28 protein-coding genes are annotated in these 26039 nt (G+C 63.7%); 15 read left to right on the top strand and 13 right to left on the bottom strand.

What is annotated here, in order from left to right; translation table 11 throughout:
• Positions 1 to 184: 184 nt before the first annotated feature.
• From HB777_30780 to HB777_30755, 6 genes are all read left to right on the top strand, one after another.
• Entirely contained in the window at positions 185 to 1069 is an 885-nt protein-coding gene (locus tag HB777_30780; GenBank protein QND67901.1) for a diaminopimelate epimerase, read from the top strand.
• The gene (mtaB, locus tag HB777_30775) at positions 1069 to 2382 is read left to right on the top strand and encodes a tRNA (N(6)-L-threonylcarbamoyladenosine(37)-C(2))-methylthiotransferase MtaB (GenBank protein ID QND67900.1); all 1314 of its coding nucleotides are present in this window, start codon (positions 1069 to 1071) and stop codon (positions 2380 to 2382) included. Before HB777_30780 ends, mtaB begins: the two co-directional genes overlap by 1 nt.
• A gap of 12 nt (positions 2383 to 2394) precedes the next feature.
• Positions 2395 to 4278 carry a signal recognition particle-docking protein FtsY gene (ftsY, locus tag HB777_30770; GenBank protein ID QND67899.1) on the top strand — a complete coding sequence of 628 codons (1884 nt, stop codon included), beginning with the start codon at positions 2395 to 2397 and terminating at the stop codon, positions 4276 to 4278.
• A 61-nt stretch (positions 4279 to 4339) separates the two neighbouring features.
• Positions 4340 to 5014, top strand: coding sequence for a septation protein A (locus HB777_30765; GenBank protein ID QND67898.1), 675 nt, complete (start codon positions 4340 to 4342; stop codon positions 5012 to 5014).
• Positions 5015 to 5037: 23 nt separating this feature from the next.
• The gene (locus tag HB777_30760; protein ID QND67897.1) at positions 5038 to 5658 is read left to right on the top strand and encodes a pyridoxamine 5'-phosphate oxidase family protein; all 621 of its coding nucleotides are present in this window, start codon (positions 5038 to 5040) and stop codon (positions 5656 to 5658) included.
• Positions 5659 to 5697: 39 nt separating this feature from the next.
• Positions 5698 to 6228 (top strand): NAD(P)H-dependent oxidoreductase, encoded by a 531-nt coding sequence (locus HB777_30755; GenBank protein ID QND67896.1) that lies wholly within the window; start codon positions 5698 to 5700, stop codon positions 6226 to 6228.
• Between the two features lie 281 nt (positions 6229 to 6509).
• On the opposite strand, the gene HB777_30750 is transcribed toward HB777_30755, so the two are convergent.
• Positions 6510 to 6716 carry a 4-oxalocrotonate tautomerase family protein gene (locus HB777_30750; protein QND67895.1) on the bottom strand — a complete coding sequence of 69 codons (207 nt, stop codon included), beginning with the start codon at positions 6714 to 6716 and terminating at the stop codon, positions 6510 to 6512.
• Between the two features lie 47 nt (positions 6717 to 6763).
• On the bottom strand, positions 6764 to 7684 hold the full coding sequence (locus tag HB777_30745) for an SMP-30/gluconolactonase/LRE family protein (GenBank protein QND67894.1): 921 nt from the start codon (positions 7682 to 7684) through the stop codon (positions 6764 to 6766).
• Positions 7685 to 8047: 363 nt separating this feature from the next.
• Here HB777_30745 and HB777_30740 point away from each other — a divergent pair, with 363 nt between their 5' ends.
• Positions 8048 to 8215, top strand: coding sequence for a hypothetical protein (locus HB777_30740; protein QND67893.1), 168 nt, complete (start codon positions 8048 to 8050; stop codon positions 8213 to 8215).
• A gap of 271 nt (positions 8216 to 8486) precedes the next feature.
• Here HB777_30740 and HB777_30735 read toward each other — a convergent pair whose 3' ends face one another.
• The 4 genes from HB777_30735 to ccmA form a co-directional block, all read right to left on the bottom strand.
• Positions 8487 to 9065 (bottom strand): DsbE family thiol:disulfide interchange protein, encoded by a 579-nt coding sequence (locus tag HB777_30735; protein QND67892.1) that lies wholly within the window; start codon positions 9063 to 9065, stop codon positions 8487 to 8489.
• Positions 9062 to 9229 carry a heme exporter protein CcmD gene (ccmD, locus tag HB777_30730; GenBank protein ID QND67891.1) on the bottom strand — a complete coding sequence of 56 codons (168 nt, stop codon included), beginning with the start codon at positions 9227 to 9229 and terminating at the stop codon, positions 9062 to 9064. The genes HB777_30735 and ccmD overlap by 4 nt, the downstream gene beginning before the upstream one ends.
• A gap of 133 nt (positions 9230 to 9362) precedes the next feature.
• Positions 9363 to 10028 carry a heme exporter protein CcmB gene (ccmB, locus tag HB777_30725; protein QND67890.1) on the bottom strand — a complete coding sequence of 222 codons (666 nt, stop codon included), beginning with the start codon at positions 10026 to 10028 and terminating at the stop codon, positions 9363 to 9365.
• A 61-nt stretch (positions 10029 to 10089) separates the two neighbouring features.
• A complete protein-coding gene (gene ccmA / locus HB777_30720) occupies positions 10090 to 10752 on the bottom strand; it encodes a heme ABC exporter ATP-binding protein CcmA (protein ID QND67889.1) in 663 nt (220 codons plus the stop codon).
• A gap of 281 nt (positions 10753 to 11033) precedes the next feature.
• On the opposite strand from ccmA, the gene acnA reads away from it, so the two are divergent.
• Positions 11034 to 13724 (top strand): aconitate hydratase AcnA, encoded by a 2691-nt coding sequence (gene acnA, locus HB777_30715; GenBank protein ID QND67888.1) that lies wholly within the window; start codon positions 11034 to 11036, stop codon positions 13722 to 13724.
• Between the two features lie 61 nt (positions 13725 to 13785).
• On the opposite strand, the gene HB777_30710 is transcribed toward acnA, so the two are convergent.
• Positions 13786 to 14463, bottom strand: a complete 678-nt coding sequence (locus HB777_30710) for a ceramidase (protein QND67887.1) — start codon at positions 14461 to 14463, stop codon at positions 13786 to 13788.
• Positions 14464 to 14636: 173 nt separating this feature from the next.
• On the opposite strand from HB777_30710, the gene HB777_30705 reads away from it, so the two are divergent.
• Positions 14637 to 15407: a DUF1223 domain-containing protein gene (locus HB777_30705; protein ID QND67886.1), complete on the top strand. Its 771-nt coding sequence runs from the start codon at positions 14637 to 14639 to the stop codon at positions 15405 to 15407.
• Between the two features lie 669 nt (positions 15408 to 16076).
• Complete coding sequence (locus HB777_30700) at positions 16077 to 16463, top strand: DUF2794 domain-containing protein (GenBank protein ID QND67885.1); 387 nt, start codon at positions 16077 to 16079, stop codon at positions 16461 to 16463.
• A gap of 121 nt (positions 16464 to 16584) precedes the next feature.
• Here the strand turns inward: HB777_30700 and HB777_30695 are convergent, their stop codons facing one another.
• The 4 genes from HB777_30695 to HB777_30680 all read right to left on the bottom strand — a co-directional run bounded on the left by HB777_30695 (position 16585) and on the right by HB777_30680 (position 21650).
• Positions 16585 to 17157: an N-acetyltransferase gene (locus HB777_30695; protein QND68955.1), complete on the bottom strand. Its 573-nt coding sequence runs from the start codon at positions 17155 to 17157 to the stop codon at positions 16585 to 16587.
• A 106-nt stretch (positions 17158 to 17263) separates the two neighbouring features.
• Entirely contained in the window at positions 17264 to 18043 is a 780-nt protein-coding gene (locus tag HB777_30690; protein ID QND67884.1) for a Bax inhibitor-1/YccA family protein, read from the bottom strand.
• A gap of 227 nt (positions 18044 to 18270) precedes the next feature.
• The gene (locus HB777_30685) at positions 18271 to 20952 is read right to left on the bottom strand and encodes an ABC transporter permease (protein QND67883.1); all 2682 of its coding nucleotides are present in this window, start codon (positions 20950 to 20952) and stop codon (positions 18271 to 18273) included.
• Between the two features lie 2 nt (positions 20953 to 20954).
• Positions 20955 to 21650, bottom strand: a complete 696-nt coding sequence (locus HB777_30680; protein ID QND67882.1) for an ABC transporter ATP-binding protein — start codon at positions 21648 to 21650, stop codon at positions 20955 to 20957.
• Between the two features lie 87 nt (positions 21651 to 21737).
• Between HB777_30680 and HB777_30675 the strand changes: the two genes are divergently transcribed.
• Both HB777_30675 and thpR read left to right on the top strand, forming a co-directional pair.
• The gene (locus tag HB777_30675; protein QND67881.1) at positions 21738 to 22382 is read left to right on the top strand and encodes an arylesterase; all 645 of its coding nucleotides are present in this window, start codon (positions 21738 to 21740) and stop codon (positions 22380 to 22382) included.
• 129 nt (positions 22383 to 22511) lie between these two features.
• A complete protein-coding gene (gene thpR, locus HB777_30670; GenBank protein QND67880.1) occupies positions 22512 to 23108 on the top strand; it encodes an RNA 2',3'-cyclic phosphodiesterase in 597 nt (198 codons plus the stop codon).
• On the opposite strand, the gene HB777_30665 is transcribed toward thpR, so the two are convergent.
• The gene (locus HB777_30665; GenBank protein ID QND67879.1) at positions 23012 to 23524 is read right to left on the bottom strand and encodes a low molecular weight phosphotyrosine protein phosphatase; all 513 of its coding nucleotides are present in this window, start codon (positions 23522 to 23524) and stop codon (positions 23012 to 23014) included. The genes thpR and HB777_30665 overlap by 97 nt on opposite strands.
• A 107-nt stretch (positions 23525 to 23631) precedes the next feature.
• Here HB777_30665 and HB777_30660 point away from each other — a divergent pair, with 107 nt between their 5' ends.
• From HB777_30660 to HB777_30650, 3 genes are all read left to right on the top strand, one after another.
• Positions 23632 to 23925 (top strand): 4a-hydroxytetrahydrobiopterin dehydratase, encoded by a 294-nt coding sequence (locus HB777_30660; protein QND67878.1) that lies wholly within the window; start codon positions 23632 to 23634, stop codon positions 23923 to 23925.
• Between the two features lie 351 nt (positions 23926 to 24276).
• Entirely contained in the window at positions 24277 to 24639 is a 363-nt protein-coding gene (locus tag HB777_30655) for a DUF1232 domain-containing protein (GenBank protein ID QND67877.1), read from the top strand.
• Positions 24640 to 24908: 269 nt separating this feature from the next.
• Positions 24909 to 25412: a hypothetical protein gene (locus HB777_30650; GenBank protein ID QND67876.1), complete on the top strand. Its 504-nt coding sequence runs from the start codon at positions 24909 to 24911 to the stop codon at positions 25410 to 25412.
• A 156-nt stretch (positions 25413 to 25568) separates the two neighbouring features.
• Here the strand turns inward: HB777_30650 and HB777_30645 are convergent, their stop codons facing one another.
• The gene (locus tag HB777_30645; protein QND67875.1) at positions 25569 to 25868 is read right to left on the bottom strand and encodes a hypothetical protein; all 300 of its coding nucleotides are present in this window, start codon (positions 25866 to 25868) and stop codon (positions 25569 to 25571) included.
• Between the last annotated feature and the right edge of the window lie 171 nt (positions 25869 to 26039).

The following is a 26039-nucleotide window of genomic DNA, read 5'->3' as shown; positions in this document are numbered from 1 at the left end:
CTGAAGGCGTTTTCTGCGCTTCCGGTGCTCACGGACCAAACGTCCGCTGCGCTCCGGTTCTCGAAACCACCACCATATGACTCGCCAGAGCGAATTTCGAAACGGTCTCTGAGGCGGCTGCGCACTGGTAATTCCTGCCCGTTTCCGCCATATAGCGCCAAACGGACACGGAATTTTCGGAGCAATGGCCAGCACTGCCCCTTTCGCCAAGATGAACGGCATCGGCAACGAGATCATCGTTGCCGACATGCGCAGCCGTGCCGATCGGGTGACCGCGGCCGCCGCCATTGCGCTGAACGCCGATGCCGCCACCAGGTTCGACCAGATCATGGCGATCCACGACGCCAGGACGCCGGGCACCGCCTTTTTCATCGACATATTGAATTCCGACGGAACAGGCGCGCAGGCCTGCGGCAATGGCATGCGTTGCGTCGTCCAGGCGCTTGCCGCCGAGACCGGCCAGAAGACCTTCACCTTCGAGACCGTTGCCGGCATCCTCAACGCGCGCGAACATGCCGACGGGTTGATCTCGGTCGACATGGGCACGCCGCGTTTCGGCTGGCAGGACATTCCGCTGGCCGAGGAATTCCGCGACACCCGCATGATCGAGCTGCAGATCGGCCCGATCGACGCACCCGTGCTGCACTCGCCCTCTGTCGTCTCGATGGGCAATCCGCACGCCATCTTCTGGGTCGACAACGACGTCTGGTCCTATGAGCTCGACCGCTTCGGCCCGCTGCTTGAGAACCACCCGATGTTCCCCGAGCGCGCCAACATAACCATCGCGCAGGTCACCTCGCCTGAAACCATGGTCATCCGTACCTGGGAGCGTGGCGCCGGCCTGACCAAGGCCTGTGGCTCGGCCTCCTGCGCCGCCGTTGTTGCCGCGGCTCGCACCAACCGGACCGGCCGCGGCGTCAGCCTGTTGACCCCCGGCGGCGGCACGCTGCATGTCGAATGGCGTGAGGATGACCACGTCATCCTCACGGGCGCTGCCGAATGGGAATTTTCCGGCAGCTTCGATCCGTCGACCGGAACATGGGCCCGCGACACTGAAAGCGCGGCCTGATGTCCGCTCTGCCCAAGAGCCCGGTGTCCAAGGGCATCGATGTGGTGACCTTCGGCTGCCGGCTGAACACCTATGAGTCCGAGGTGATGCGGCGCGAGGCTGAAACCGCCGGCCTCGGCGCGCTGGAAGGCGGCGCCGTGATCTTCAACACCTGCGCCGTCACCGGCGAGGCGGTGCGCCAGGCCAAGCAGGCGATCCGCAAGGCGCGCCGCGACAACCCGCAGGCGCGCATCATCGTCACCGGCTGCGCCGCGCAGACCGAGCCCGAAAAATTCGCCGCCATGGACGAAGTCGATCTCGTGCTTGGCAATGAGGAGAAGCTGAAGGCCAATTCCTATCGCGCGCTGCCGGATTTCGGCGTCAACGACACCGAGAAGGCGCGCGTCAACGACATCTTTTCGGTGCGTGAGACCGCAGGCCACATGGTCGACGCCATCGAGGGCCGCGCCCGCGCCTTCGTCCAGGTGCAGAACGGCTGCGACCACCGCTGCACCTTCTGCATCATTCCCTATGGCCGCGGCAATTCACGCTCGGTGCCGATGGGCGCCGTGGTAGAGCAGGTCAAGCGGCTCGCAGGCAACGGCTATGCCGAGATCGTGCTGACCGGCGTCGACATGACCAGTTTTGGCGCCGACCTGCCGGGCGCGCCGAAGCTTGGCAGGCTGGTGAAGACCATCCTCAAGCAGGTACCCGATGTGAAGCGCCTGCGGCTGTCCTCCATCGATTCGATCGAGGCTGACGACGATCTGCTCGACACGATTGCCACCGAGCCCAGGCTGATGCCGCATCTGCATCTGTCGCTGCAATCGGGCGACGACATGATCCTGAAGCGGATGAAGCGCCGCCATCTGCGCGATCAGTCGATCCGCTTCTGCGAGGATGTGCGCAAGCTGCGCCCCGGCATCGTCTTCGGCGCCGACATCATCGCCGGCTTCCCGACCGAAACGGATGAAATGTTCGAGAACTCGGAAAAAATCGTCGAGGAGTGTGGCCTGACCCATCTCCACGTCTTCCCGTTCAGCCCACGCGAAGGCACGCCCGCCGCGCGCATGCCGCAGCTCCGCCGCGAGGTGGTCAAGCAGCGCGCCGCCCGGCTGCGCGTCGCCGGTGAAGCTGCCTATACCAGGCATCTGTCGTCGCTCACTGGTACGCGTCAGTCGATCCTGATCGAGCGCGACGGCCTTGGCCGCACCGAGGGTTTTACGCTTGCCGCACTCGGCATGGGCGCACCGGGCGAGATCGTCGAGGCCGATATATCAGGCCACGATGGTATCAGGCTTATCGCGGCGCCCCTTGCCGCCCGCGCCGCCTGAGAAACGCAAAGCATGGCTGGTTTTTTCAAGAAGATATTTTCGTTCGGCAAGAAAGAGGTTGTCGAGGAGCGAATCGACGAGACCGCCCCTCTGCCGCCGATCAAATGGGAAGCGCTCGATGCGCTGAAGCCGGCGGCCGAGCAGGTCGTTCCGGAGTTCTTGAAGCGCGACGAGCAGCGGCCGGAGGCGGAAGTCGTACCTACACCGGCGGCTGAGCCGGAGGTCATTCAGGCGCCGGCACCTTCGGTACCTGCCGAGCCGGAAATCCAGCCTGAGCCTGCCCCGGTCGAGGAACCGCAGCCGGTTGAGCCTGCGGCCCCAGAGCCACCGGCTCCCGAAATTCCCGCTGAAGAGCCGGCGCCGGAGGAAGTCCCCGCCGCGCCCGAGGTGCCCGAGCCAGTTCCCGCACCGGAGCCGAAGGAAGTTCCTGAACCGGAGCAGCCGGAGGTCGTGCCCCAGCCGGAGAAGCTGCCAGAACCAGCGCCCGTCGAAGTGCCGGCGCCGGCGGTCGAAGCTCCACCGGCAAAGCCGGAACCCGAGATACCACTGGCGGAAATCCCAGCCCCGATTCGCCAGCCTCCACCGGTAGAACCGCTACCGATCCTCGCCGAGATCGCGCCCGAACCGCAGGCCGCGCCGACGCCCCACCCTCCCCTCGATGGGGAGGGTCGACGCGAAGCGGCGGGGTGGGGTGGCAGCGCCGGCGCTGATCACCCCCACCCCCGAGCTGCGCTCGGGACCTCCCCCATCAAGGGGGAGGTAGAGCGCACGGCGCCCGAAGCCCCGCCAGCCGAAGTCCTGGCGCCCATTCGCCAGCCGGCGCCCGTCGAGACGCAGCCGGTCATAGCCGAAATCGCGCCCGAACCGCAGGTCCTGCCGCAACCGAAATCGGAGCCAAAGCCCGCGCCCGGCAAGGTGACCGTCACCAAGAAGGTCGAGCAGAAGGCCGAGCCGCAGAAGGCGCCGGAACCGGCGCCGAGGCGCTCATGGTTCCAGCGCATGAAGGACGGGCTTGCCCGCTCGTCCAAGGAATTGACCGGCAACATTGCCGGCGTCTTCACCAAGCGCAAGCTGGACGAGGAGACGCTGCAGGACCTCGAGGATGTGCTGATCCGCGCCGATCTTGGCATGGAGACGGCCTTGCGCGTCACCGACGCGCTGGCCGCCAGCCGCTACGGCAAGGACGTCTCCGACACCGAGGTTCGCGCCATCATGGCGGCCGAGGTGGAAAAGGTGCTGACCCATGTCGCCATGCCGCTCGAGCTCGACCTCTCGCACAAGCCGCATGTCATCCTGGTGGTCGGCGTCAACGGCACCGGCAAGACCACGACCATCGGCAAGCTCGCCGCAAAACTCACCGATGGCGGCCTGTCGGTGATGCTCGCCGCCGGCGACACGTTCCGCGCTGCCGCGATCGAGCAGCTGAAGATCTGGGGCGAGCGGACGAAATCGCCGGTCATCGCCTCCAAGATCGGCGCCGATGCCGCGGGCCTCGCCTATGACGCCTTCGAAAAGGCCAAGGAAGCCGGCTCGGACGTATTGATCATCGACACCGCCGGCCGCCTGCAAAACAAGACCGAACTGATGGCCGAGCTCGAAAAGATCGTCCGCGTGCTGGGCAAGCTCGACCCGGAAGCACCGCACACCGTTTTGCAAACGGTCGACGCCACCACCGGCCAGAACGCGCTCAACCAGGTCGAAATCTTCCGCAATATCGCCGGCGTCAACGGCCTGGTGATGACCAAGCTGGACGGCACGGCACGCGGCGGTATTCTGGTGGCGATCGCGGCAAAGCACAAACTGCCGGTCTATTTCATCGGCGTCGGCGAACAGGTCGACGACCTCGAACCCTTCTCGGCAAGCGAATTCGCCAGGGCGATCGCTGGAGTGGCGTAGCAAGCATGTCCCAGAAAGCTGCAGACTTTTTGGATCGGATCATGCGTAAGAAAGAGAGTCCATGAGCCCACCCATTCTCGAACGCGATCCGTCGGATCCGCAAAAACAGAAGAAGGAAAGCGTCAATCCGCTGCTCAAGCTGTCGCTGGAGCTGGGGCCGTTGATGGTTTTCTTCTTCGCCAATGCGCGCGGCGAATGGCTGGTGCAGAAATTCCCTGCTCTGGCGGAATTCGGCGGGCCGATCTTCGTCGCCACCGGCTTGTTCATGGCCGCCACGGCCATCGCGCTGATCGCTTCATGGCTTTTGATGCGCACCTTGCCGATCATGCCGATGGTGTCTGGCGTCGTCGTCTTCATCTTCGGCGCGCTGACGCTCTATCTGCAGGACGACATCTTCATCAAGATGAAGCCGACCATCGTCAACACGCTGTTCGGCGGCGTGCTGCTCGGTGGCCTCTATTTCGGCAAGTCGCTGCTTGGCTATGTCTTCGATTCGGCCTTCAGCCTCGACGCCGAAGGCTGGCGCAAGCTGACCTTCCGCTGGGGTCTGTTCTTCCTGTTCCTGGCCCTTGCCAATGAAGTGGTGTGGCGGAATTTTTCCACCGACGCTTGGGTTACCTTCAAGGTCTGGGGCATCATGCCGATCACGCTTCTGTTCACCTTCAGCCAGATGCCGCTGATCCTGCGCCATTCGCTTGAGGACAAGACCGGGAAAGAAGAGAAGGCCGGGAAGTAGAGCCTGCAATTAGGGGGAGAGCCATGGAATTCGTCACCACGCGCGACCAGCTGAGGACGATCTACAAGACGCCACGGCCGACCGACGGCTCGATCCGCAAGGAGCTGAAACTGCTCGACGGCCATTGCCGTTCCTTCATCGGCAAGAGCCCGTTCGTGCTGATCGGCTCCTCCGACGGCGCCGGCAATGCCGACGTGACGCCGAAAGGCGACAAGCCTGGCTTCGCCACGGTGCTCGACGAAACGACGATCGCCATTCCCGACCGACCCGGCAACAACCGGCTCGACACGCTGGAAAACATCCTCCTCAATCCCTCGGTCGGCCTGCTCTTCCTCATTCCCGGCATGAACGAGACGCTGCGTGTCAACGGCGACGCCCGCATCACCGTCGACGCGGGCCTTCGCGAACGGCTCGCCGTCGACGGCAGGGAACCGCAAAGCGTCGTCGTGGTCAGCGTCAAGGCCGCCTACATGCATTGCGCCAAAGCCTTCATGCGCTCGGACCTGTGGAAGCCGGAAACCTGGTACGACCGCACGACACTGCCGACGCTCGGCCAGATCATGCGCGATCAGCTGGCCGTTGCCGATTCGGCCGAAGCGACCGACCGCTGGCTCGACGAGGAATACAAGAAGACGATGTGGTAGGTTTTCCGGACGCGATTCGCGCCGGACCGGTTCCATACTTTGCTGAACATCCTTGCCATTTCCGGCAGCCTGCGGGCGGCCTCCACCAATTCGGCACTGGTCGCCGCACTGGCGCGCAACGCACCGTCCGGCTGCCGCGTCACTGTCCATGACGGGCTTGGCCGTCTGCCGATCTTCAATCCCGACGATGAGGGCGAGCGGACGCCGCCTGAAGCCTCCGCGCTGATCGATGCCGTCACCCAAGCCGACGGCGTCATCATCTCCTGTCCGGAATATGCCCATGGCGTGCCGGGCGGGCTGAAGAACGCCCTCGACTGGCTGGTCTCGCGCGACGCCGCTGTCGCCAAGCCCGCCATGCTGGTGCACGCCTCGCCGCGCTCGCTGTTTGCCCGTGCCGCACTGGCCGAGATCATGCGCACCATGTCGTTCGCGCTTTGCGACGATGTGCTGGAGATTGCCCTGCTCGGCAAGAAGCCGCCGGAAGTGGAGGCCATCCTGGCCGAGCCGGGAAATATACTGGCGATGCGCGATGCGCTGGATGCTTTCGCCGCTTTTATCCGCTCGCATTGAGCGCCGACCCACCACGCATTCGTCATCCTAGGGCGAAGCAAGGAGCGAAGCGACGCGGCGCAGACCCTAGGATCCATGCCGTGACATTGGCGAGGAATGCAGCGGTCCAAGAAGGGCTCAGACTACCTGACGTGAATATTGCCTAGCCGCCACAAACAAACTTGCACCGTTATCGTGCTCGCACGTCACGGCATGGATCCTAGGGTCTCCGCGACGTCGCTTCGCGACTGCTTCGCCCTAGGATGACGAAGGCGTGGGGCTTGGTCCGCCACTCCTCCGACCTACCCCTTCCGCAACGTCTCCACGTCGGTCTTGCCCACATACCAGTCGCGGGCATTGACCTCCTCGAAGACCACCCAGACATCGTCATTGCCGAGGCCGGTGGCGTCCATGATGGCCGCCGTCACCTTTTTGGCGATGTCCGCCTTCTTGCCCGCCGGATCGGCGGCGATCACTTCCTTGACGATGCGGATGTTGACGAATGGCATTTTTGTCCTCCCGGGGATGTTCGTGCGCGCGACCCAGTGCTCTGGTCTCAATAAGTCTTGGCGCCGTTGACCATCAGCCGCACCATGTAGAGCGACGTGGTGCCGGCGATGTAGAGGCAATTCAGCTTGTTGCCGCCGAACACGCAATTGGCGGTGACTTCCGGCACCTTGACCTTGCCGATCAGCGTGCCGTCCGGGTCGTAGCAATGGATGCCGTCGGCGGCACTGGTCCAGATGCGTCCGTCCTCGTCGAGCCGGAAGCCGTCGAACAGGCCGGCCGTGCAATCGGCGAAGACTTTCTCGCCGGAAACCTTCTTGCCGCCCTTGCCGACATTGAACACCCGCATATGCGCCGGATTCTGCGCGCCATGCGTGCGGCCGGTGTCGACGACATAGAGCTTGGTCTCGTCGAGCGAGAAGGCCAACCCGTTGGGCCTGACCATGTCGGTGATGACGGCTTCGACCTCGCCGGTGCCGGGGTCGACCCGGTAGACATGGCAGGCGCCGATCTCGCTCTCGGCCTTGTCGCCTTCATAGTCGGTATCGATGCCGTAGGTCGGATCGGTGAACCAGATCGAACCGTCAGACTTCACCACCGCGTCGTTGGGCGAGTTCAGCCGCTTGCCCTTCCATTTGGCGGCGATGGTGGTGACCGAGCCGTCGAACTCGGTGCGGCTGACGCGGCGGCCGGAATGCTCGCAGGTGACCAGCCGGCCCTGCCGGTCGACGGTGTTGCCGTTGGAGTTGCCGGATGGCTGACGGAAGACGCTGACATTGCCGTCGGTCTCGTCGTAGCGCAGCATGCGGTTGTTGGGGATGTCGGACCAGACGACATAGCGGCCGGCGGCGAACCAGGCCGGCCCTTCCGCCCATTGGCATCCGGTGAACAGCTTCTCGACCTGCGCGTTGCTGCTGAACAGGCGCGCGAAGCGCGGATCGAAAATTTCATAATAGTCTGCGGCCGCCATGCTTTTCCTCCCGGCATCAGTGACACCGGATCAAGCCAGCCGACGGGACAGAAGGCAATGTGGGTACGCACAGTGTCATACAAAAGATCGCTTGCCGGCTCTGCGCATGACGTTAATGCATGTCGCCCAAAAGTGGCCCGGGTTTTGGGAGAACGACATGCATAAAAACAAAGACCTAAAGCGCGTCGCCTGAATCCGTTCAAACGCGACGCGCTTTAGCACCGCATTAACCGGCTATGCGTCCAGTGCAATGGTGCATTGCAACATCTTCTTTTGCAATGCACCATTACTATGTCATGCTTCGTATCGATCAAGGGAGGAAGAAACCGCCGCCGAAATGCGGCGCCAAAAAGGAACCTTGCTATGATCCTCGACAGTCTCATGACCCGCGCTCGCAACAGCATTGCCAAGCGCAAGCACTACAACCGCCTTGTCGCCGAAATCGACAGCTTTTCCAGCCGCGATCTGGCCGACATGCGCGCCGACCGCTCGGAAATGCTCTACCAGGTCCACAAGCAGATCTACGGCTGATCATTCGGTCAGCCCATCACGTTCTTCATCCTTGGGCGTAGCGATGCGAAGCGTTGCGAAGACCCAAGGATTCATGCCGTGATTTTCGAGCACCACAGCGGTGCAGAATTTGTTTGCGATGATCCGTGATCTCGCGCTGGCAAGCGCGCGTTTCGGACCGCCGCATTTCCCGACGAATGTCGCGGCATGGATCCTAGGGTCTGCGCCGCGTCGCTCCGCTCCTTGCTTCGCCCTAGGATGACGAAGCTGCGCGTATAGGCGGGTGGTCGCGTCAATTCGGTGCCGCCAGCGCCTTTTCGATCTGTGGCAGCAAGAGATCCCTCGCCGTCTCGGGCGTCAGCGGGCCGACATGCTTGTAGGCGATCTTGCCGTCCTTGCCGATGACGAAGGTTTCCGGCACGCCGTAGACACCCCAGTCGATCGCCGTGCGGCCGGCTTCGTCGACGCCGATCGCCTGGAACGGATTGCCGAGATCGCCGAGGAAACGCCGAGCGTTTTCCGGTTGGTCCTTGTAGTTCAGCGCCGCCATGGCGAAGCGCTTATCCTGCGCCAATGCCAGCAGCACCGGGTGCTCTTCGCGGCACGGCGCGCACCACGACGCAAAGACATTGACCAGCGTGACCTTGCCGGCGAAGGATTTCGAATCGAGCCCGGGCAGGTTTGAGCCCTCCAGCGCCGGCAGGTTGGTTTGCGGCGCCGGCAAGCCGATCAGGGCCGACGGCACTTCCGAAACATCGCGCCCCGACAACAGCTGCGACAGGAACAGTCCGGCCAGGCCGAGGAAGATCAACAGCGGCAGAAGCACGATCAGGCGGCGACGGGGTGTCGGCGTTTCCGTTTCGGTGCTCATGGCTTGGCCGCCTTGTCGGAGCGACGCCGCACGCCGGCCGCTTCCAGTTCGGAGAGTTCGCGCTTGCGCGCCCGCTGGTCCAGCAGGATCCAGCCGATCAGCCCGATCAGCACCACGGCGGTGATGCCATAGGCGGCGGTCACGTAAAGTGCGTGCGCGCTCATGCGGCAGGCCCCGCCAAAATGCGGCCTTCCAAACCGATCGTTTCACCCCGTCTAGACATGCCTTCCCTTAGCCTCGCCTCGTCGGCTTCGCAATCGGTCGCCACGCCGCAGCCTTCGCGCTCACGCGGCCGCTTCAATCCGTGCCATGCCGCAGCGCCAGCGCCGCCGAGACCGGCCCCAGCACGGCAAGAAACAAGGTCAGCGCGGCAAGAATGAGGAAGGGCTGCAGAAACGGATCGGGATTGGCCGTCGCGCCATAGCTCGCCGAAACGCCGAAAATCAGCACCGGGATGGTCAGCGGCAGCACCAGCACCGAGATCAGGAGCCCGCCACGCGGCAGCGCCACTGCCACCGCCGCACCGGCGGCGCCGATGAAGGTGATTGCCGGCGTGCCGACCAAAAGGGTCAGCGCCGTGGCGCCGATGCTGAGCGGCTCCATGTTCATGAACAGGCCGAGCAAGGGCGCGGCGATGACTAGCGGCAGCACGCTGCCCGCCCAATGCGCCAGGCATTTCGTCAGTACCGTCAAGGCCAGCATGTGGCGATCATTGCCGAGCACCAGGAGATCGAGCGAACCGTCCTCGCGGTCGGCCTGGAACAGCCGGTCGAGGCCGAGCAAGCAGGACAGCAGCGCCCCGATCCACAGGATCGCCGGACCGATGCGGGCAAGCAGCTTGAGATCTGGCCCGACGCCAAACGGGATGGTGGCGATGACCGCGAGGAAGAAGATGACGCCGGTCAGCGCTCCGCCGCCGGCACGGATGTTGAGGCGGATGTCGCGCAGGAAGAGGGCTAGCACTTCACCCTCCCCCTTGTGGGGAGGGTCGGCGCGCAGCGCCGGAGTGGGGAAGCGGCGGTCATCATAAGGGACCCCCACCCCGCTCCGCTTCGCGGATCGACCCTCCCCACAAGGGGGAGGGTGAGGAGCCCATCACCAACCCCTTCGCCCCGTCCAGCCCCAACGGCAGATGCGTCGCGGCGACAATCATCCCGCCATCCGCGCAATGCCTCGTCATCAACCCCGCGAACCGCCCCTCCGAAGCCTTGTCCAGCCCCGCCGTCGGCTCATCCAGCAGCCACAACGGCCGGTGGCTGACCAACAGTTTCGCGATCGCCGACCGCCGCCGCTGCCCGGTCGACAGATAGCCGAACGGCAAATGGCCGATGCCGCCAAGCCCGACTGTTTCAAGCGCCTCTTCGACGCCCAGCTGTCCGTCCCCGTTGAAGTCGCGCCAGAAACGCAGGTTCTCCGCCACGCTGAGCGCCGGCTTCATTGCGTTCTGGTGGCCGAGATAGTGGCAGGCCGAGGCAACGGACGGAAACGCCTCGCCGCCTCCTTCAATCCTCACGCTGCCTTCCGCCACCGGCAGCAGCCCGGCGATGACCCGCAGCAGTGTCGATTTGCCTGATCCGTTCGGCCCGGTGACGACCAGCGACTGACCGTCCTCCAGGGCAAAGCCGATGCCGGAGAACACCGTGTCGCCGCCGCGTTCGCCGCCCAGATTTTCGGCGATCAGCCGCATCCCTCGCCTGCCCTGAAAACCATGTGTCGCGGCAGCTGCCGCATCGCACAAAATTGCTTTGCAACTGTCTAGAACTATTCCAGAAAATTCTCTATATGCGGTGCATCCGTGCCAGCGGTCGGCACGGGAACAGAATTAGCGCCGAACCAGCGCACGCGCCGCCTTGAACGGCTCGGGTTGCTTGGGAACGGACAGCGGAAATGGCCGTACCCGCACCTTTGCGCGTGATTGCATGCCATCGGCGTCCGTTCCCTTTCAGGCTGAACAGACAAGGATCGCACGTGTCAAAATCCCTCGACAGTTTCAATTGCCGCCGCACGCTGACCGCAAGCGGCGCCGAGTATGTCTATTTCGACCTCATCGAGGCCGAGAAGAACGGCCTCACCGGCATCGCCCAGCTGCCCTATTCGATGAAGGTGCTGCTGGAGAACCTGCTGCGCAACGAGGACGGCCGCTCCGTCACCAAGGAATCGATCCAGGCGGTTGCCGGCTGGCTGACCGACAAGGGCACCGCCGGCGTCGAGATCGCCTATCGCCCGGCCCGCGTACTGATGCAGGATTTCACCGGCGTTCCGGCCGTGGTCGACCTTGCCGCCATGCGCGACGCCATGGCCTCGCTCGGTGGCGACCCCCAGAAGATCAACCCGCTGGTGCCGGTCGACCTCGTCATCGACCATTCCGTCATCGTCGATGAATTCGGCACGCCGATGGCGTTCGCCCGCAATGTCGAGCTCGAATACGAGCGCAACGAGGAACGCTACAAATTCCTGAAATGGGGCCAGCAGGCGTTCCGCAACTTCCGCGTCGTGCCGCCCGGCACCGGCATCTGCCACCAGGTCAACCTCGAATATCTCGGCCAGGTGGTGTGGACCAACACCGAGGACGGCGAAACCACTGCCTATCCCGATACCTGCGTCGGCACCGATTCGCACACCACGATGATCAACGGCCTTGGCGTGCTCGGCTGGGGCGTCGGCGGCATCGAGGCCGAGGCGGCCATGCTCGGCCAGCCCGTCTCCATGCTTTTGCCTGAGGTGATCGGCTTCCGCCTGACCGGCAAGCTCAAGGAGGGCGTCACCGCCACCGACCTCGTGCTCACCGTCACCCAGATGCTGCGCAAGAAGGGCGTCGTCGGCAAGTTCGTCGAGTTCTTCGGCCCAGGCCTCTCCAACATGACGCTGGCCGACCGCGCCACCATCGGCAACATGGCACCCGAATATGGCGCCACCTGCGGCTTCTTCCCGGTCGATGGTGAGACCATCCGCTACCTCACAATGTCCGGCCGCAGCGAGGACCGCATCGCGCTGGTCGAGGCCTATGCGAAGGCGCAAGGCCTGTGGCGCGATACCGGCTCGGCCGACCCTGTCTTCACCGACCTGCTCGAGCTGGAACTTGGCTCCGTCGTGCCGTCGATGGCCGGCCCCAAGCGGCCCGAAGGCCGCGTCGCTCTGGAAGGCATTCCGGAAGGCTTCGCCAAGGCGATGGAGACCGAATACAAGAAGGCTGCCGAGATCCACAAGCGCTACGCCGTCGAAGGCACCGACCATGATCTCGGCCATGGCGATGTCGTCATTGCCGCCATCACCTCCTGTACCAACACCTCGAACCCGAGCGTGCTGATCGGCGCCGGCCTGCTCGCCCGCAACGCCAACCGCCTCGGTCTGAAGCAGAAGCCATGGGTGAAGACCTCGCTGGCCCCCGGCAGCCAGGTGGTGGCTGAATATCTGGAGAAATCCGGTCTGCAGAAGGAACTCGACCAGATCGGCTTCAACCTGGTCGGCTTCGGCTGCACCACCTGCATCGGCAATTCCGGCCCGCTGCCGGCGCCGATCTCGAAAACCATCAACGAAAAAGGCCTGATTGCTGCCGCGGTCCTGTCCGGCAACCGCAACTTCGAAGGTCGTGTCTCCCCCGACGTGCAGGCGAACTATCTGGCGTCGCCGCCGCTGGTCGTCGCGCACGCGCTGGCCGGCACCGTCACCAAGGACCTCACGACAGAGCCGCTCGGCGAGGACAAGAACGGCAACCCGGTCTATCTCAAGGATATCTGGCCGAGCTCGGCCGAGATCCAGGAGTTCATCGAGAAGAACGTCACCCGCGAGCTGTTCGCCCGCAAATATGCCGACGTCTTCAAGGGCGATGAGTACTGGCAGAACGTCAAGGCGCCGGAAGGCCAGACCTATGCCTGGGACGACAATTCGACCTATGTGCAGAACCCGCCCTATTTCGCCGGCATGACCGCCGGTTTCGGCAAGATCGGCGACATCAAGGGCGCCCGCGTGCTCGGCTTGTTCGGCGACAAGATCACCACCGACCACATTTCGCCGGCCGGATCGATCAAGGCGGCCTCGCCGGCCGGAAAATACCTCACCGACCACGGCGTCGGCGTCGCCGACTTCAACCAGTACGGCACGCGGCGCGGCAATCACGAGGTGATGATGCGCGGCACCTTCGCCAACATCCGCATCCGCAACCACATGCTGGGCGAGAACGGCCGCGAGGGTGGCTACACCATCCACTACCCGTCGAAGGAAGAGGAATCGATCTACGACGCGGCGATGGAGTACAAGAGGGAAGGCGTGCCGCTGGTTGTCTTCGCCGGCGTCGAATACGGCAACGGCTCGTCGCGCGACTGGGCAGCCAAGGGAACGAACCTGCTTGGTGTCCGCGCGGTCATCGCCCAGTCCTTCGAGCGCATCCACCGCTCGAACCTGGTCGGCATGGGCGTCATCCCCTTCGTCTTCGAGGACGGCACGTCCTGGGCCACGCTCAATCTCAAAGGCGACGAGCTGGTCGAGATCGACGGACTGAGCACAATCAAGCCGCGCCAGACGATGATCGCCAAAGTCACCTATGGCGACGGCACGGTGAAGAATGTGCCGATCATCTGCCGCATCGATACGCTGGACGAGCTCGACTACTTCAAGAACGGCGGCATCCTGCAATACGTGCTGCGCGATCTTGCTGCGTAGCAGCAAGGGAGTAGGGCTTAGGCAGTAGGGAATAGGACACCTACTGCCTACTGCCTACTGCCTACTGCCTACTGCCTACCTTCGGCGCCCCAAAGCGCGCCGCCGCGGCCAGAAGCACGCCGAGCATCAGCCCGTTGAGGATGTGCCAGAGGAAGTGCGTGCCGAGCGGGAAGCTGCCGCAGACCAGCGGGTCGATCATTCGGCAGATGACGGACACGACGAAGATCGCCGAGCCCGCCAGATTGTACCAGCCGGCGCGATTGCCGCTGGCCGCCACCAGCGCGCCGAAGAAGGCGAGCGCCAGGAACGGCGGCAGATAGCCGGTTGTGCCGTTCGACGCCTGGCGCAGCCAGTCCGGCACGGCCAGGGTTATCGCCCCCGCAATCACATAGAAGACAATGAAGATGGCAATGGCCTTGCCCCAAGGCAGACCGAGGAAGCGGCGCAGGTTGAACAGCGTGTAGGCCAGCGTGAAGCCGGCGATCGGCAATACGTCGGCCCAGACCGTGCCCTTGGTGGCAAAGGTGTGGAAGATCGTCGAGCCGATGCCGATCGCCACCACCCACCATGCCAGCACCTCGGCGAAGGTGCCGGTGCCCAGCCTTCGCACCTCGCGCACGCCCCACAGGCCGGCGGCGATGAAGGCGAGGTTGGTCAGGGCGTTGACCGGCTCGGACCAGAATTCCGGCCCGGTCCGCTCGCAATAGAGATCGACCGGCGCCAAAAGAGTTTGCCACATCGTGATTGCCGCCCGAATCGGTTTCTATCCTGAAGCGCAGACCTTGTCCTATTGCGCCGTTGCGGTCGGCGGCAATGGCAAAATTTCACCGCAACGTGACTTCCCGTTGACTTCCGCTTCTGCCACATATTTTAGCAATCAAGATAAAGCCGGCACCACCGGCGGGAATCGGAATGGCTATGGCCTCGCGAAAATCATTGTGGCTGGCAGCTTTTGCGCTGGCCTTCTCGGCGTCTGCCGGCGCCGGGTATGGCGGCGAGCCCGACAAGCCTCAGCTCGAAAGACCATTGGGCGTGGTCGAACTGTTCACCAGCCAGGGCTGCAATTCCTGTCCACCGGCCGATGCGTTGTTCGCCGAACTTGTCGCCAAGGAAGACATCGTCGCGCTCGCCTATCATGTCGACTACTGGGATTATCTCGGCTGGCAGGACACGCTGAGCCGCAAGGAGAACACCGAGCGGCAATATGACTATATGCGCGCCTTCGGCAGCCGCTCCGTCTATACCCCGCAGGCCGTCATCAACGGCCGCGTCCACGTCAACGGCGCCAGCCGCGGCGAGGTCGACGGCGCGCTCGCCCGCATGGCCAAGAGCGGCGAAGGCATGCGCGTCGCCATCAAGGTCAGCCGCACCAGCGACCGCGTGATGATCGATGCCGGCGATGCCGGTAGCGGCCCCAGCGACGCCCATGTCGTCATCGTCTATTTCGATGCCCCGCAAACGGTCAAGATCGGCGAGGGCGAGAACACCGGCCGTAAGATGACCTACTGGAATGCGGTCACCGGCATCCAGACCGCCGGCATGTGGCACGGCAAGGCGCAGCGCTACGAACTACCTATGAGCGAGATCGCCAAGAAGGGCGGCTGCGCCGTGCTGCTGCAGTCAGTCGGCAAGGACGGCATGCCCGGTCCCATTCTTGGCGCTGCGTTCATTCACAAGCCGTAATGGAATAGCTGACACGACCCTGCCTTCGTCATCCTGGGGCGAAGCAGGAGCGAAGCTCCGTCGCAGAGACCCCGGGATCCATGCCGAGACATCGGCTACGACGAAACCGTCCAGAATCGAGAGGCGGCCCGCCTAAGCTGTCCCGTTTGGGACAGCTGGCCATTCTGATAGGCAGCATGCTTCGACAAACGTCGCGGCATGGATCCCTTGGGCTGCGGAGCAGCTCCAGGGGTCTGCGCGTCCGCTCCGCCCGTGGATGACGACGTCGCGGTCGTGCGAAGTCGTTTCACCCAATAAAAAACCGACGTCAGCTTGCTTCTGACGTCGGTCATTTAAGTTTTGGGATCGTCGCACCCGGTTCTTCCGAAGAAGAGCCGAGGTTGGTTCGATCCGACGCAGACTCGTGGGCGGGGGGCTTGGGGTTTACGAGCCGGTGCCGGACCGAACCGTCTCAGGCAACGCCGGTAAATTCGTCGGACATTGGGGCATGAGCGCGGATAAAAAAAGGCAGAAATGTGGCGGAGCATCACCAATTCCAACACCGCGTTTCATAAAAGTGACTGGACGTGACGGAAACGGCGCGGCGCCGCCCTGCTTCGCCGGGTCTTGCAATTCGGCCGCGAACACGCCAACTTTGGTTGGCAAAGATTCATTTTGAAGGATCGAGGCATGACCGATGACAGCGGCGGGACGGGGGATGGGGACGCATCCGCAATACTGATCCCGCTGCACGAGGCGCGACGCGAGCGCCTCGATCAGCCGGTGCGGTTCGACCGGCGCGAGCTGGATCAGATCCTCAGACTCTATGGACGCATGGTTGCCGCCAATGAATGGCGCGACTACGCCATCGATCATCTCACCGACCGCGCTGTGTTTTCCGTGTTCCGCCGCGCCAGCGAAGTGCCGCTGTTCCAGATCGTCAAGGATCCGAAGCTGGCCCGCAAGCAGGGCGCCTTTGCCGTCATTGCCGCCGGCGGCCGCATCTTGAAGCGCGGCCAGGAACTCGGCCGCGTGCTTGGCATCTTCGACAGTAAGCTGAAAGTGGTCGAGGCCTGAGCTGGGGATGCAGGGGAATTGAAGAACTGGAGAATTGATGAGTTGAAGAAAAGGCCCTCAGCTTCATATATAGCCGCTGTTTCTTTTATTCTTCAGTTCATCAATTCTCCAATTCCTCAATTCAGTTCCCCCTAAGGCGAAACTTCCGCTCCGGCAGCGATTCGGGATCGGGCGGCGTCGACGTCCCGCCATTCAGCGACAGCTGCATGAACACCGTGTCCAGCCAGCGCCCGTGCTTGTAGCCGGAGCCTTCCAGGCGGCCTGAATGGCGAAAGCCGAGCTTTTCGTGCAGCCGCACCGAGGCGCTGTCGGGACGGCCATCGCCGATCACCGCGATGATCTGGCGAAAGCCCGCGGCCCGCACCGCCTCGATCAGCTGCTGCATCAGCAACAAGCCAACCCCCTGGCCCTTGGCCTCGGGCGCGACATAGACCGAATCCTCGACGATGAAGCGATAGGCCGGGCGCGGCCGGAAGGCGCCGGCATAGGCGTAGCCGAGAACGGCGCCGTCCTTTTCCGCGACCAGATAGGGAAATCCGCCAGCCATCAAACTGTCGAATCGAGTGCCCATCTCGGCGCGGCTTGGCGGCTCCAGCTCATAGCTCGCAGTGCCTTGGACGACCGCGTCGGCGTAGATGTCCGTGATCCGGTCGAGGTCGGCCGCTGTCGCGGGTCGAATCGTAATGCTCATAATTTATGCATGCCATTTCTCTGCTCGCGATAACAGCAAAGGCCGGCACAAAAGAAAAGGGCGGCCATTGGGCCGCCCTTTTGGAACTCGATGGTCCAGCGCTGCTGAACTAGCGACGGTCGCCCATGAACTGCAGCAGGAACATGAACAGGTTGATGAAGTCGAGATAGAGCCTGAGCGCGCCCATGATGGCCTTGCGACCGGCGACATCGGTAGCATCGCCCTCGAAATACATCTCCTTGATCTTCTGCGTGTCATAGGCGGTGAGGCCGGCGAAGACCAGCACACCGATCGCCGAGACGGCGAAGGACAGAGCCGACGACTGCAGGAAGATGTTGATCACCGACGCGATGATGATGCCGAACACGCCCATGATCAGGAACGAGCCCATCGCCGTCAGGTCACGCTTGGTCGTGTAGCCGAACAGCGACAGCGCGCCGAAGGCTGCAGCGGTGGCGAAGAAGGTCTGCGAGATGCTCGCCGTGGTGTAGACCAGGAAGATCGACGACAGCGACAGGCCGACGAGACCGGCATAGACCCAGAACGTGGTCTGCGCGGCAGCGACGCTCATCGACTGAATCCTGAACGACAGGAAGAACACGGCGGCCAGCGGCGCCAGCATGACCACCCAGCGCAGCGGCGAACCGAAGATCGCGTAGCCGAAGGAGGTCAGCATCTCGCCGCTTGGCAGCGTCGCGACAGCCGAAGCCGGATCGGTGGTGGTGGCCAGCATGATCGTGCCGACAGCGGCAAGACCGGTGATGAGGAGGCCAAGCCCCATCAGATTGTAAACCTTGATCATGTAGGCGCGCAGGCCCTGATCGATGTCAGCACCGACGCTGACGCCGGGCACGGCGCGCGTCTGGTAGTTGCGAATGGGATCAGCCATTGTAGTCCTCTATTGCTTCTGCCCCGTCCGGTGTCAGGTCCTTCCGGACCCAGGCGCCGCTGGCAGGGCTCCAGCATGCCTGTGGCGAAATATGATGGTTATTCGCGTCAAGAACAAGACCGTAACCGGATGTAACGGTTCGTGAGACAGCGAAGTGCCGATTCCTCGGCTTTCCGGACGGTATTCTTACCAAGATTTAATCCAGGGTGGCCGTTCCGGGCGTGTGGTCACAGGTTGCGCAGCACCGGCGCTGCCTTCTGGCCGAGCACCCGCCAGGTGCCGGCGAGACCGATACCGACGGTGATCACCAGCGAGAACAGAATGGTCGCCACGGCCACCTCGGGCATGAAATGCGACGGCAATGTCATGATGCGCGCGACGACGAACCAGGCGGCGGCGCTGCCTGCCGCCAGCGCGAAGATCGCCGTGGCGAGCCCGATCAGCATGTATTCGAGCGAGAAGGCCGTGATCAGCGTCCTGCGCGTCGCGCCCAGCGTCTTCAGCACCACCGCGTCATGGATGCGCGCCCGGTTACCGGCGGCAAGCGCGCCGGCCAGCACCAGCACCGAAGCGATCAGCGCCACGCCGGCCGCCGCGCGGATCGCCGTGCCAAGCTGCCCGACCAGCCGGTTGACGACATCGAGCGCATCCTTGACCCGGACCGACGTCACCGCCGGAAAGGCGCGGGTGACGGCATTGAGGATGCGGGCGTCGTCCGCCGTCGAGGCATTCTTTTCGGTCAGTGTCGCCATCCAGCCATGCGGGGCGCCCGCGAATGTGTTGGGTGAGAACACCATGACGAAATTGATGCCCATCGTCTCCCATTCGACCTGACGGAAATTGGCGATCCTGGCCGTGACATTGCGGCCGAGCACATTGACGGTGATGGTGTCGCCGAGCTTCAGCCCGATCTCTTTGCCTTCTTGCGCCGAAAACGAAACCAGCGGCTCGCCGCCATACTTGTCCGGCCACCAGCTGCCCTCGGTCAACGTCGCGTTTTCCGGCTGTTTGGCATCATAGGTCAGGCCGCGATCGCCCTTCAGCACCCAGGCGCCTGCCGCCGGCACCTTCACCTTGTCGACATCGACGCCGTTCAACGCCATCACCCGGCCGCGCAGCATCGGCACCTTGGCCAGCACTCCCTTTGGTGCCTCCTTGCCGATCAGCGCCGAGAAGGAATCGACATCGTTGCTCTGGATGTCGACGAAGAAGAAGTTCGGCGCCCGCTCCGGCAGGCTGCCGGAGATCTGACGCCTGAGATTGCCGTCGATCAGCGCCAGCGTCACCAGCAGCGTCAGCCCGAGCCCCAGCGACAGCACCACCGACGGCGTCAGTGCGCCTGGCCGATGGATGTTGCCGACGGCGAGCCGCAGCGCCACGAAGCGCACACGCGGGCTCTTCCTGGCCGCCCATTGCACCAGCGCACCGACCAGGCGCAGCACCAGGAAGGCGAAGATTGTGGCGCCGACGAAGATCGAGGCGATGCGCTGGTCGCCCGAGAACAGAATTGCTAGCGCCGCCAGCAAGAGCGCAATGCCGATGGCCGCCGCGACATAAACGGGGCGCGGAAAACCACGACCTTCCAGCCCCATCTCGCGAAACAGCGCGGTGGCCGGCACGTCGCGGGCACGGCCGAGCGGCAGCAGCGCGAAGGCCAGCGTCACCAGCAGGCCAAACAGCGCCGCCATGCCGAGCGCGCCGGGATAGAAACCGCCTTCCGCGGGCACCGGAATGACGGACTGAAGTGCTGCGCTGGCCGCGAACGGCATCAGCGCCCCGAGTACGAGACCGAGCACGATGCCCAGGGCGGCGATGATCAGGATCTGCACGAGATAGACGGCAAAGACGAAGCCGCCCGAAGCGCCCAGGCTCTTGAAGGTGGCGATGACGCCGCGCTTGCCGTCGAGATAGGCGCGCACCGCGTTGGCGACGCCGACGCCGCCGACCACCAGCGCCGTCAGCCCGACCAGCGTCAGGAACTGCGAGAAGCGTTCGATGTTGGAGGACAGCGCAGGCGCCGCGTTGCTGCGCGTGCGGATCGACCAGCCGGCTTCGGGAAAATCTCTGGCCGCCTGATCCTGGACGGCCTTGAGCCGCGCCTCGTCGGCGTCTGCCGGCAGCCGGATCTTGTAGGCATTCTCGACCAGGCTGCCCGGCTGGATCAGTCCGGTGGCCGTCAGCGCTTCGGTCGAGATCATCAGCCTTGGCGCGAAGCCGAAACCGTCGGACACGGCGTCCGGTTCGGTGACCAGCCTGGCGCGCAGTTCGAAAGTGGCGGTGCCGAGCTTCAGCCGGTCGCCGAGCTTGAGATGCAGCCGCTCGAACAGCAGATCGGGTGCTGCCGCGCCGAAGACGCCGAACTCTTCGCCGAACAGTTCCTGCTTCGTCAGCGCCGGCTCGGTTTCCAGCGTGCCATAGAGCGGATAGGCATGGTCGACCGCCTTGGCCTCGACCAGCGCCTGGTCGGTTCCGTCGGCCAGACGCGCCATCGAACGCATGCTGGCGGTCCGCGAAACTGTGCCCAACCCGTCAAGGAAACCGCGTTCGGCCTGGCTGGCGTCACGCTGGTTGATCTGGAAGCGAAGATCGCCGCCAAGCAGCGTCTGGCCCTGATTGGCGACACCGGCGGTGATCGAACGCGCGACCGAGTTGACCCCGCCGATGGCCGCAACGCCGAGCGCGATGCAGGCGAGGAAGATCAGGAAGCCGGACAGGCCGCCGCGCATCTCGCGCAGCGAGAAGCGGACCGCAAGTGAAAGGGTCCGCGACCAGCTAGCCCCCTCATCCGGCCGCTTCGCGTCCACCTTCTCCCCGCTGGGGAGAAGAGCCTGGCGCCAGCCTTGGCGATCTCTTCTCCCCTCGGGGAGAAGGTGGCCCGAAGGGCCGGATGAGGGGGACTTGTCCGCCATGGCTACGCCGTCACTTTAAGCAAGGGCGCATCCTCGATCCGTCCCGACCGCATCGAAACCTGGCGCGAACAGCGTGCCGCAAGGGCCGGGTCATGGGTGACCAGCACCAGCGTCATGCCGCGCTCGGCCGCCTTGGCGAACAGCAGGTCGGCAACCTGCCGCCCCGTTGCCTGGTCGAGATTGCCGGTCGGCTCGTCGGCGATCAGAATGCGCGGTGACGGCGCCAGCGCGCGGGCGATCGCCACGCGCTGCTGCTCGCCGCCGGACAATTCGCCGGGATAATGGGTGACGCGATCGCTGAGGCCAACCGCCGCCAGCTCGCGCGCCGCCACCGAAAACGGATCGGTGTGGCCGGCCAGTTCCAGCGGCACCGCGACATTTTCGAGCGCCGTCATGTTGGGAATGAGATGGAAAGACTGGAACACGATGCCAATGTTTCGGCCACGAAACGAAGCAATCTGGTCTTCGCTTTTGCCGTTGAGCAATTCGCCAGCGATTCGGACCGTACCCGAATCGACCCTTTCCAGGCCTGCCAGAACCATCAGCAATGTCGACTTGCCGGAGCCCGAGGGGCCGACGATGCCGGTCGCCTCGCCAGCCGCCACATCGAGGCTGACGCCCTTCAGCACGTGGACGGAAGAGGCCCCTTCGCCGAGTGTCAGCGATACGTCTTTCAGCGCGATGACGGCTTCTGTCAAAATGAAAGCGTCCTATATGGAGGATGAAGGCTCTGCTTGCCGGAAGCCGTCGCCGGAAGAATTCCTTGTTCATATGGGGCCTGCCGCATGTCTTTCAAACGCAGTATTGCCGCAGGCTTGATGGTTTTCCTCGCCATTTGCGGCGCCATGTCGTCGGCGCGTGCCGAGCCGTTCAAGATCGTCGGCTTCGGTGACAGCCTGATGGCGGGCTATGGCCTTGGACCCGACCAGGGCTTTACCGACAGGCTGCAGGCAGCGCTTGGCGCCAAGGGCCGTGATGTGACCGTCGCCAATGCCGGCGTTTCCGGCGACACGACGAGCGGCGGCCTGGCGCGGCTCGACTGGTCGGTGCCGGACGGCACGCAGCTGGTCATCCTCGAACTCGGCGCCAACGACATGCTGCGCGGCGTCTCGCCCGACATCACCAGAACGAACCTCGACGAGATGCTGGGCAGGCTGAAAGAGCGCAGGATTGCCGTGCTTTTGGCCGGCATGCGCGCCGCGCCCAATCTCGGCCCCGACTACCAGAACGCCTTCGACGCGATCTTTCCGGATCTGGCCGGCAAATATGGCGTTGCGCTCTACCCGTTCTTTCTCGACGGCGTCGCCGGCCAGCCCGGCATGCAGCTCGAGGACGGCCTGCATCCGAGCCCGCAGGGCGTCGACCAGATGGTCGAACGCATCCTGCCCACCGTCGAGAAGGCCATCGCGGCGGTGCCGGGTGGTTCATAAGGGGGGGACTGGAGCTGTTTCCGTTGGGGAAGCTTTTTAACAAAGACTGTGACCAACAAACCTCTTGCCCCGTTTGACTATCGATGATTCGCTATGGGTACAGTTCGATTCGAGGAAGGGAGGCTCTTCATGCCGCGTCTTTTCACCGCCCTCGAAATTCCGCGTGACGCCGCCCTTTCGCTGTCCCTGCTCAGGGGCGGCCTGCCAGGCGCCCGCTGGATCGACGTCGAGAACTACCATTTGACACTGCGCTTCATCGGCGATGTCCCAGGCCATGTCGCCGACGAGATCGCCAACGCACTCGACCGTGTCCACCGTCCCTCCTTCTCGCTGGCGCTATCCGGTGTCGGCGCTTTCGGCCAGAAGAAGCCGCATGCCGTATGGGCGGGCGCTTCCGCCTCGCCCGATCTTGCCGCCCTTCAGGGCGAGATCGACCGCATCTGCCAGCGGCTCGGCATCCCCGCCGACCCGCGCAAGTTCATGCCGCATGTCACACTTGCAAGGCTACGCAATTCGACGCCGCTGGACGTCGCCCAGTATCTGTCCGCACGCGGCAATTTCTCGACGCTGCCGTTTCGCATCGGCCGTTTCGTTTTGATGTCGTCGCGCGATTCGGTCGGCGGCGGCCCCTATATCGTCGAGGAAGCCTGGCCGCTGTCGGGCACGGACGCCCGCGGCTCCAGCCTTGTCGCCAGCGCCTCCGACGCCTCGCGGATCATGCGGTAGACCGAGGCAAAGGCTTCCGCGCCGTCATAATAGGGGTCCGGCACGTCACCTGCCTTGCCGTGCGCGAATTCCAGGAACAATTGCACCCGGTCGCGCATGGCTGCCGGCGCCAGTGCTTTCAGGTCGGCGACATTCGACCGGTCCATGCCGAGGATCAGGTCGAAGCGTTGGAAATCCTGCGGCGTGACCTTGCGCGCCTTCTGCCCGGAAATGTCGACGCCGTGACGCACGGCGACCGCGATCGAGCGCGGGTCGGGGGCAGAGCCGATCTCCCAGCCACTGGTCGCGGCAGAGTCCAGCAGCATGTCGCGCCCGCGCTCCGCCAGGACGGCCCGAAGCACGCCTTCCGCCAACGGCGAGCGGCAGATGTTGCCGAGGCACACGAAAAGAATGGAATCTATCGGCTTCGCGCTCATCGATCCGGATTTGTCTTGTGCATGTCGTTATCCCAAAACCGCAACGCACTTTTGGGCGACATGCACTATGGTGAGAGTCATTTTTGCAAATAGCACGGGAAGCTGACATGACGAGAGAGAAACTGGGCAAGGACGCAATCGCCGCCGCGCTGGTCGGGCTCGAGGGCTGGGCACCGGCGGCGGACGGCGCCTCCATCAAGCGCACATTCACCTTCGCGAATTTCTCCGAGGCTTTCGCCTTCATGACCCGCGTCGCGCTGGCCGCCGAGAAGATGGACCACCATCCCGACTGGTCGAATGTCTACAAGACCGTCGACGTGACGCTCAACACCCACGATGCCGGCGGCGTCACCGCGCTCGATATCGATCTGGCGAAGAAAATGAACCGCTTTGCCGGTTAGGCGGCCTCCAGGCTTCGTCATCCACGGGCGTAGCGGGAGCGAAGCGGACGCGCAGACCCGAGGATCCATGCCGGGACGTTGGTGGCGGGTGCAGCGGAACAGAATTCGGCACCACTGAGGCGCTCCGAGATCACGGCATGGATTCTAGGGTCTGCGCCGCGTCGCTTCGCTCCTTGCTTCGCCCTAGAATGACGACGGGAAGAGGGCTTCGGCTAACCATCAACGCGGCAATTGCCAGTCGAGCCATCCGCCATTTGTGGGCCGGCATCTTGCAGCGCGGTTCACCTTTCACCACATTTTCGCTCGCGGGCATGCGCCGGGATGCGCATGGGCGCTCGCAAGGAGAAACTGATGGCGCAACGATCCGGTTTTGATTTCTTCGGCTTTGGCGGCAAGCTCGGCGACGAGAACGAAGTGCGCGAGAAATTCTGGCGCACGGCCAAGAAGGCCGCGCGGCAGATCCCCTTCATGGAAGAGGTCGTGGCCGCCTATTACTGCGCCATGGACAAGAACACGCCGCTGCGCGCCAAGGGCATTCTGCTGGCCGCGCTCGGCTATTTCGTGCTGCCGGTGGATGTCATTCCCGACTTCGTCTTCGGGCTTGGCTTCACCGACGACATCGCCGTGCTCACCGCCGCAATCACCGCCGTCAGCGCCCACATCACCCCGGCGCACCGGCAGGCCGCCAAGGACGCCATCGCCGATAAGGGCTGAACGCGCCCGCGAAACGCGGTTGAAGCCGGCTTTCGGCGGCAGCGCAAAAAGTCAAACTCTTGCCGCTTTCGTGGCCTCCAAGTCGCCGAAGGGACGTCGCGCCACCCGCTGAGAGGGCGGCGGCGCGGGAATGGCGGCGGTTTCCTCGGGTGCGGGTCCTTTTCTCAAAGGAAATTCACCGTTTGGTAACCCAGATTAAATCAAAATGAAGCGACGGGCAGGACGCCAAGCCGGCCTGCCGCCGCACCAGTTGGAATACGGGAAAAGCGATGCGCGGATTGATTGCACTAGTTTCGAGCCTGGTCCTGGTGGCCGTGGCGGCGCCGGCACTGGCGCAGTCGGCGACCAAGATCGGCCAGCACAATGCCTGGGGCACCTACAGCTACCAGGCATCGGGCGGCAAGGTCTGCTATGTCCTGACCGTGCCGACCGACAAGCAGCCGCCGACGCTCGACCATGGCGACATGTTCTTCTTCGTCAGCCAGCGGCCCGGCCAGCAAGTGTCCTACGAGCCGCAATTCATCGCCGGCTACACCTTCCAGGAAGGCTCCAAGGCCACCGTCACCATCGACAAGAAGTCCTTCTCGATGTTCACGCGCGGCAAGTCGGCCTGGGTCGAGAACGCCGCCGAGGAGCCGGTGCTGATCGCTGCCATGAAGACCGGCACCGACATGAAGGTGACGGCGAAGTCCGGTCGCGGCAACCCGACCTCCTATGTCTTCTCGCTGAAGGGCATTTCGGCGGCGCTGACGTCGATCGCCAAGTGCAAATAGGTAAGGCTTCGCAAATAGACAAAGCTTCGTTTTGAACGACAGGCCGGGCCGCAAAGCCCGGCCTTTTGCTTTTCAGCCCTGACTTGGCCTGGACCGGTGTCCGGGATGTCCCGCCGGCGTGTGTGCCGGCGGGTCTCGATCGTGACAGGTTCAGTCTCACATGGCCATTTTTTCACATTCGGCCTGAGCCTTCTTGGTCGACGTGTCGATCATGAAGGCTTTGCCCTTGGCATCGGTCATCATCATCATGCAGTGCTTGATCGGCTTTGCCATCTTCATCATCTCGGCGCCCATCTTTGCATCCGGCATCATGGTGCCCATGTGCCCGTCCGGCATGATCGCCATCACTTCTCCACCCTTCATCATGGTCATCGTGCCCATCGCGTTTTCGGCAAATGCCTGCGAGGTGGAAAGGCCGACGAGGCCGGCAATGACGGCGAGCTTGATAGAGTTCATTCTGCATACTCCCATTTTGTAGGGGCATGGTTGCCCCTTTCGGATTTCGACGGCGCGATGGGAATCGTTACGCAAACACGACGATGTGATCGGTTCCTTTGCGTGGAAAGATAGGGCAAGGCTGCCAGATGGTCGTGGCCGCCTGTCAGCCGGCGTGCATGCGGTTGCATT

Source organism: Mesorhizobium loti (assembly GCA_014189435.1).
GTDB lineage: Bacteria > Pseudomonadota > Alphaproteobacteria > Rhizobiales > Rhizobiaceae > Mesorhizobium > Mesorhizobium loti_G.
Note: the sequence above shows the minus strand (reverse complement) of the source record. Positions and strands in the feature narration are given on the sequence as shown.

What these genes read in the sequence shown, in the direction of transcription:
- HB777_30780 (QND67901.1), top strand. Translation starts at nt 185, where the DNA reads ATGGCCAGCACTGCCCCTTTCGCCAAGATGAACGGCATCGGCAACGAG.
- mtaB (QND67900.1), top strand. Translation starts at nt 1,069, where the DNA reads ATGTCCGCTCTGCCCAAGAGCCCGGTGTCCAAGGGCATCGATGTGGTG.
- ftsY (QND67899.1), top strand. Translation starts at nt 2,395, where the DNA reads ATGGCTGGTTTTTTCAAGAAGATATTTTCGTTCGGCAAGAAAGAGGTT.
- HB777_30765 (QND67898.1), top strand. Translation starts at nt 4,340, where the DNA reads ATGAGCCCACCCATTCTCGAACGCGATCCGTCGGATCCGCAAAAACAG.
- HB777_30760 (QND67897.1), top strand. Translation starts at nt 5,038, where the DNA reads ATGGAATTCGTCACCACGCGCGACCAGCTGAGGACGATCTACAAGACG.
- HB777_30750 (QND67895.1), bottom strand. Translation starts at nt 6,716, where the DNA reads ATGCCATTCGTCAACATCCGCATCGTCAAGGAAGTGATCGCCGCCGAT.
- HB777_30745 (QND67894.1), bottom strand. Translation starts at nt 7,684, where the DNA reads ATGGCGGCCGCAGACTATTATGAAATTTTCGATCCGCGCTTCGCGCGC.
- HB777_30740 (QND67893.1), top strand. Translation starts at nt 8,048, where the DNA reads ATGATCCTCGACAGTCTCATGACCCGCGCTCGCAACAGCATTGCCAAG.
- HB777_30735 (QND67892.1), bottom strand. Translation starts at nt 9,065, where the DNA reads ATGAGCACCGAAACGGAAACGCCGACACCCCGTCGCCGCCTGATCGTG.
- ccmD (QND67891.1), bottom strand. Translation starts at nt 9,229, where the DNA reads ATGAGCGCGCACGCACTTTACGTGACCGCCGCCTATGGCATCACCGCC.
- ccmA (QND67889.1), bottom strand. Translation starts at nt 10,752, where the DNA reads ATGCGGCTGATCGCCGAAAATCTGGGCGGCGAACGCGGCGGCGACACG.
- HB777_30710 (QND67887.1), bottom strand. Translation starts at nt 14,463, where the DNA reads ATGTGGCAAACTCTTTTGGCGCCGGTCGATCTCTATTGCGAGCGGACC.
- HB777_30705 (QND67886.1), top strand. Translation starts at nt 14,637, where the DNA reads ATGGCTATGGCCTCGCGAAAATCATTGTGGCTGGCAGCTTTTGCGCTG.
- HB777_30700 (QND67885.1), top strand. Translation starts at nt 16,077, where the DNA reads ATGACCGATGACAGCGGCGGGACGGGGGATGGGGACGCATCCGCAATA.
- HB777_30690 (QND67884.1), bottom strand. Translation starts at nt 18,043, where the DNA reads ATGGCTGATCCCATTCGCAACTACCAGACGCGCGCCGTGCCCGGCGTC.
- HB777_30685 (QND67883.1), bottom strand. Translation starts at nt 20,952, where the DNA reads ATGGCGGACAAGTCCCCCTCATCCGGCCCTTCGGGCCACCTTCTCCCC.
- HB777_30675 (QND67881.1), top strand. Translation starts at nt 21,738, where the DNA reads ATGTCTTTCAAACGCAGTATTGCCGCAGGCTTGATGGTTTTCCTCGCC.
- thpR (QND67880.1), top strand. Translation starts at nt 22,512, where the DNA reads ATGCCGCGTCTTTTCACCGCCCTCGAAATTCCGCGTGACGCCGCCCTT.
- HB777_30665 (QND67879.1), bottom strand. Translation starts at nt 23,524, where the DNA reads ATGAGCGCGAAGCCGATAGATTCCATTCTTTTCGTGTGCCTCGGCAAC.
- HB777_30660 (QND67878.1), top strand. Translation starts at nt 23,632, where the DNA reads ATGACGAGAGAGAAACTGGGCAAGGACGCAATCGCCGCCGCGCTGGTC.
- HB777_30655 (QND67877.1), top strand. Translation starts at nt 24,277, where the DNA reads ATGGCGCAACGATCCGGTTTTGATTTCTTCGGCTTTGGCGGCAAGCTC.
- HB777_30650 (QND67876.1), top strand. Translation starts at nt 24,909, where the DNA reads ATGCGCGGATTGATTGCACTAGTTTCGAGCCTGGTCCTGGTGGCCGTG.
- HB777_30645 (QND67875.1), bottom strand. Translation starts at nt 25,868, where the DNA reads ATGAACTCTATCAAGCTCGCCGTCATTGCCGGCCTCGTCGGCCTTTCC.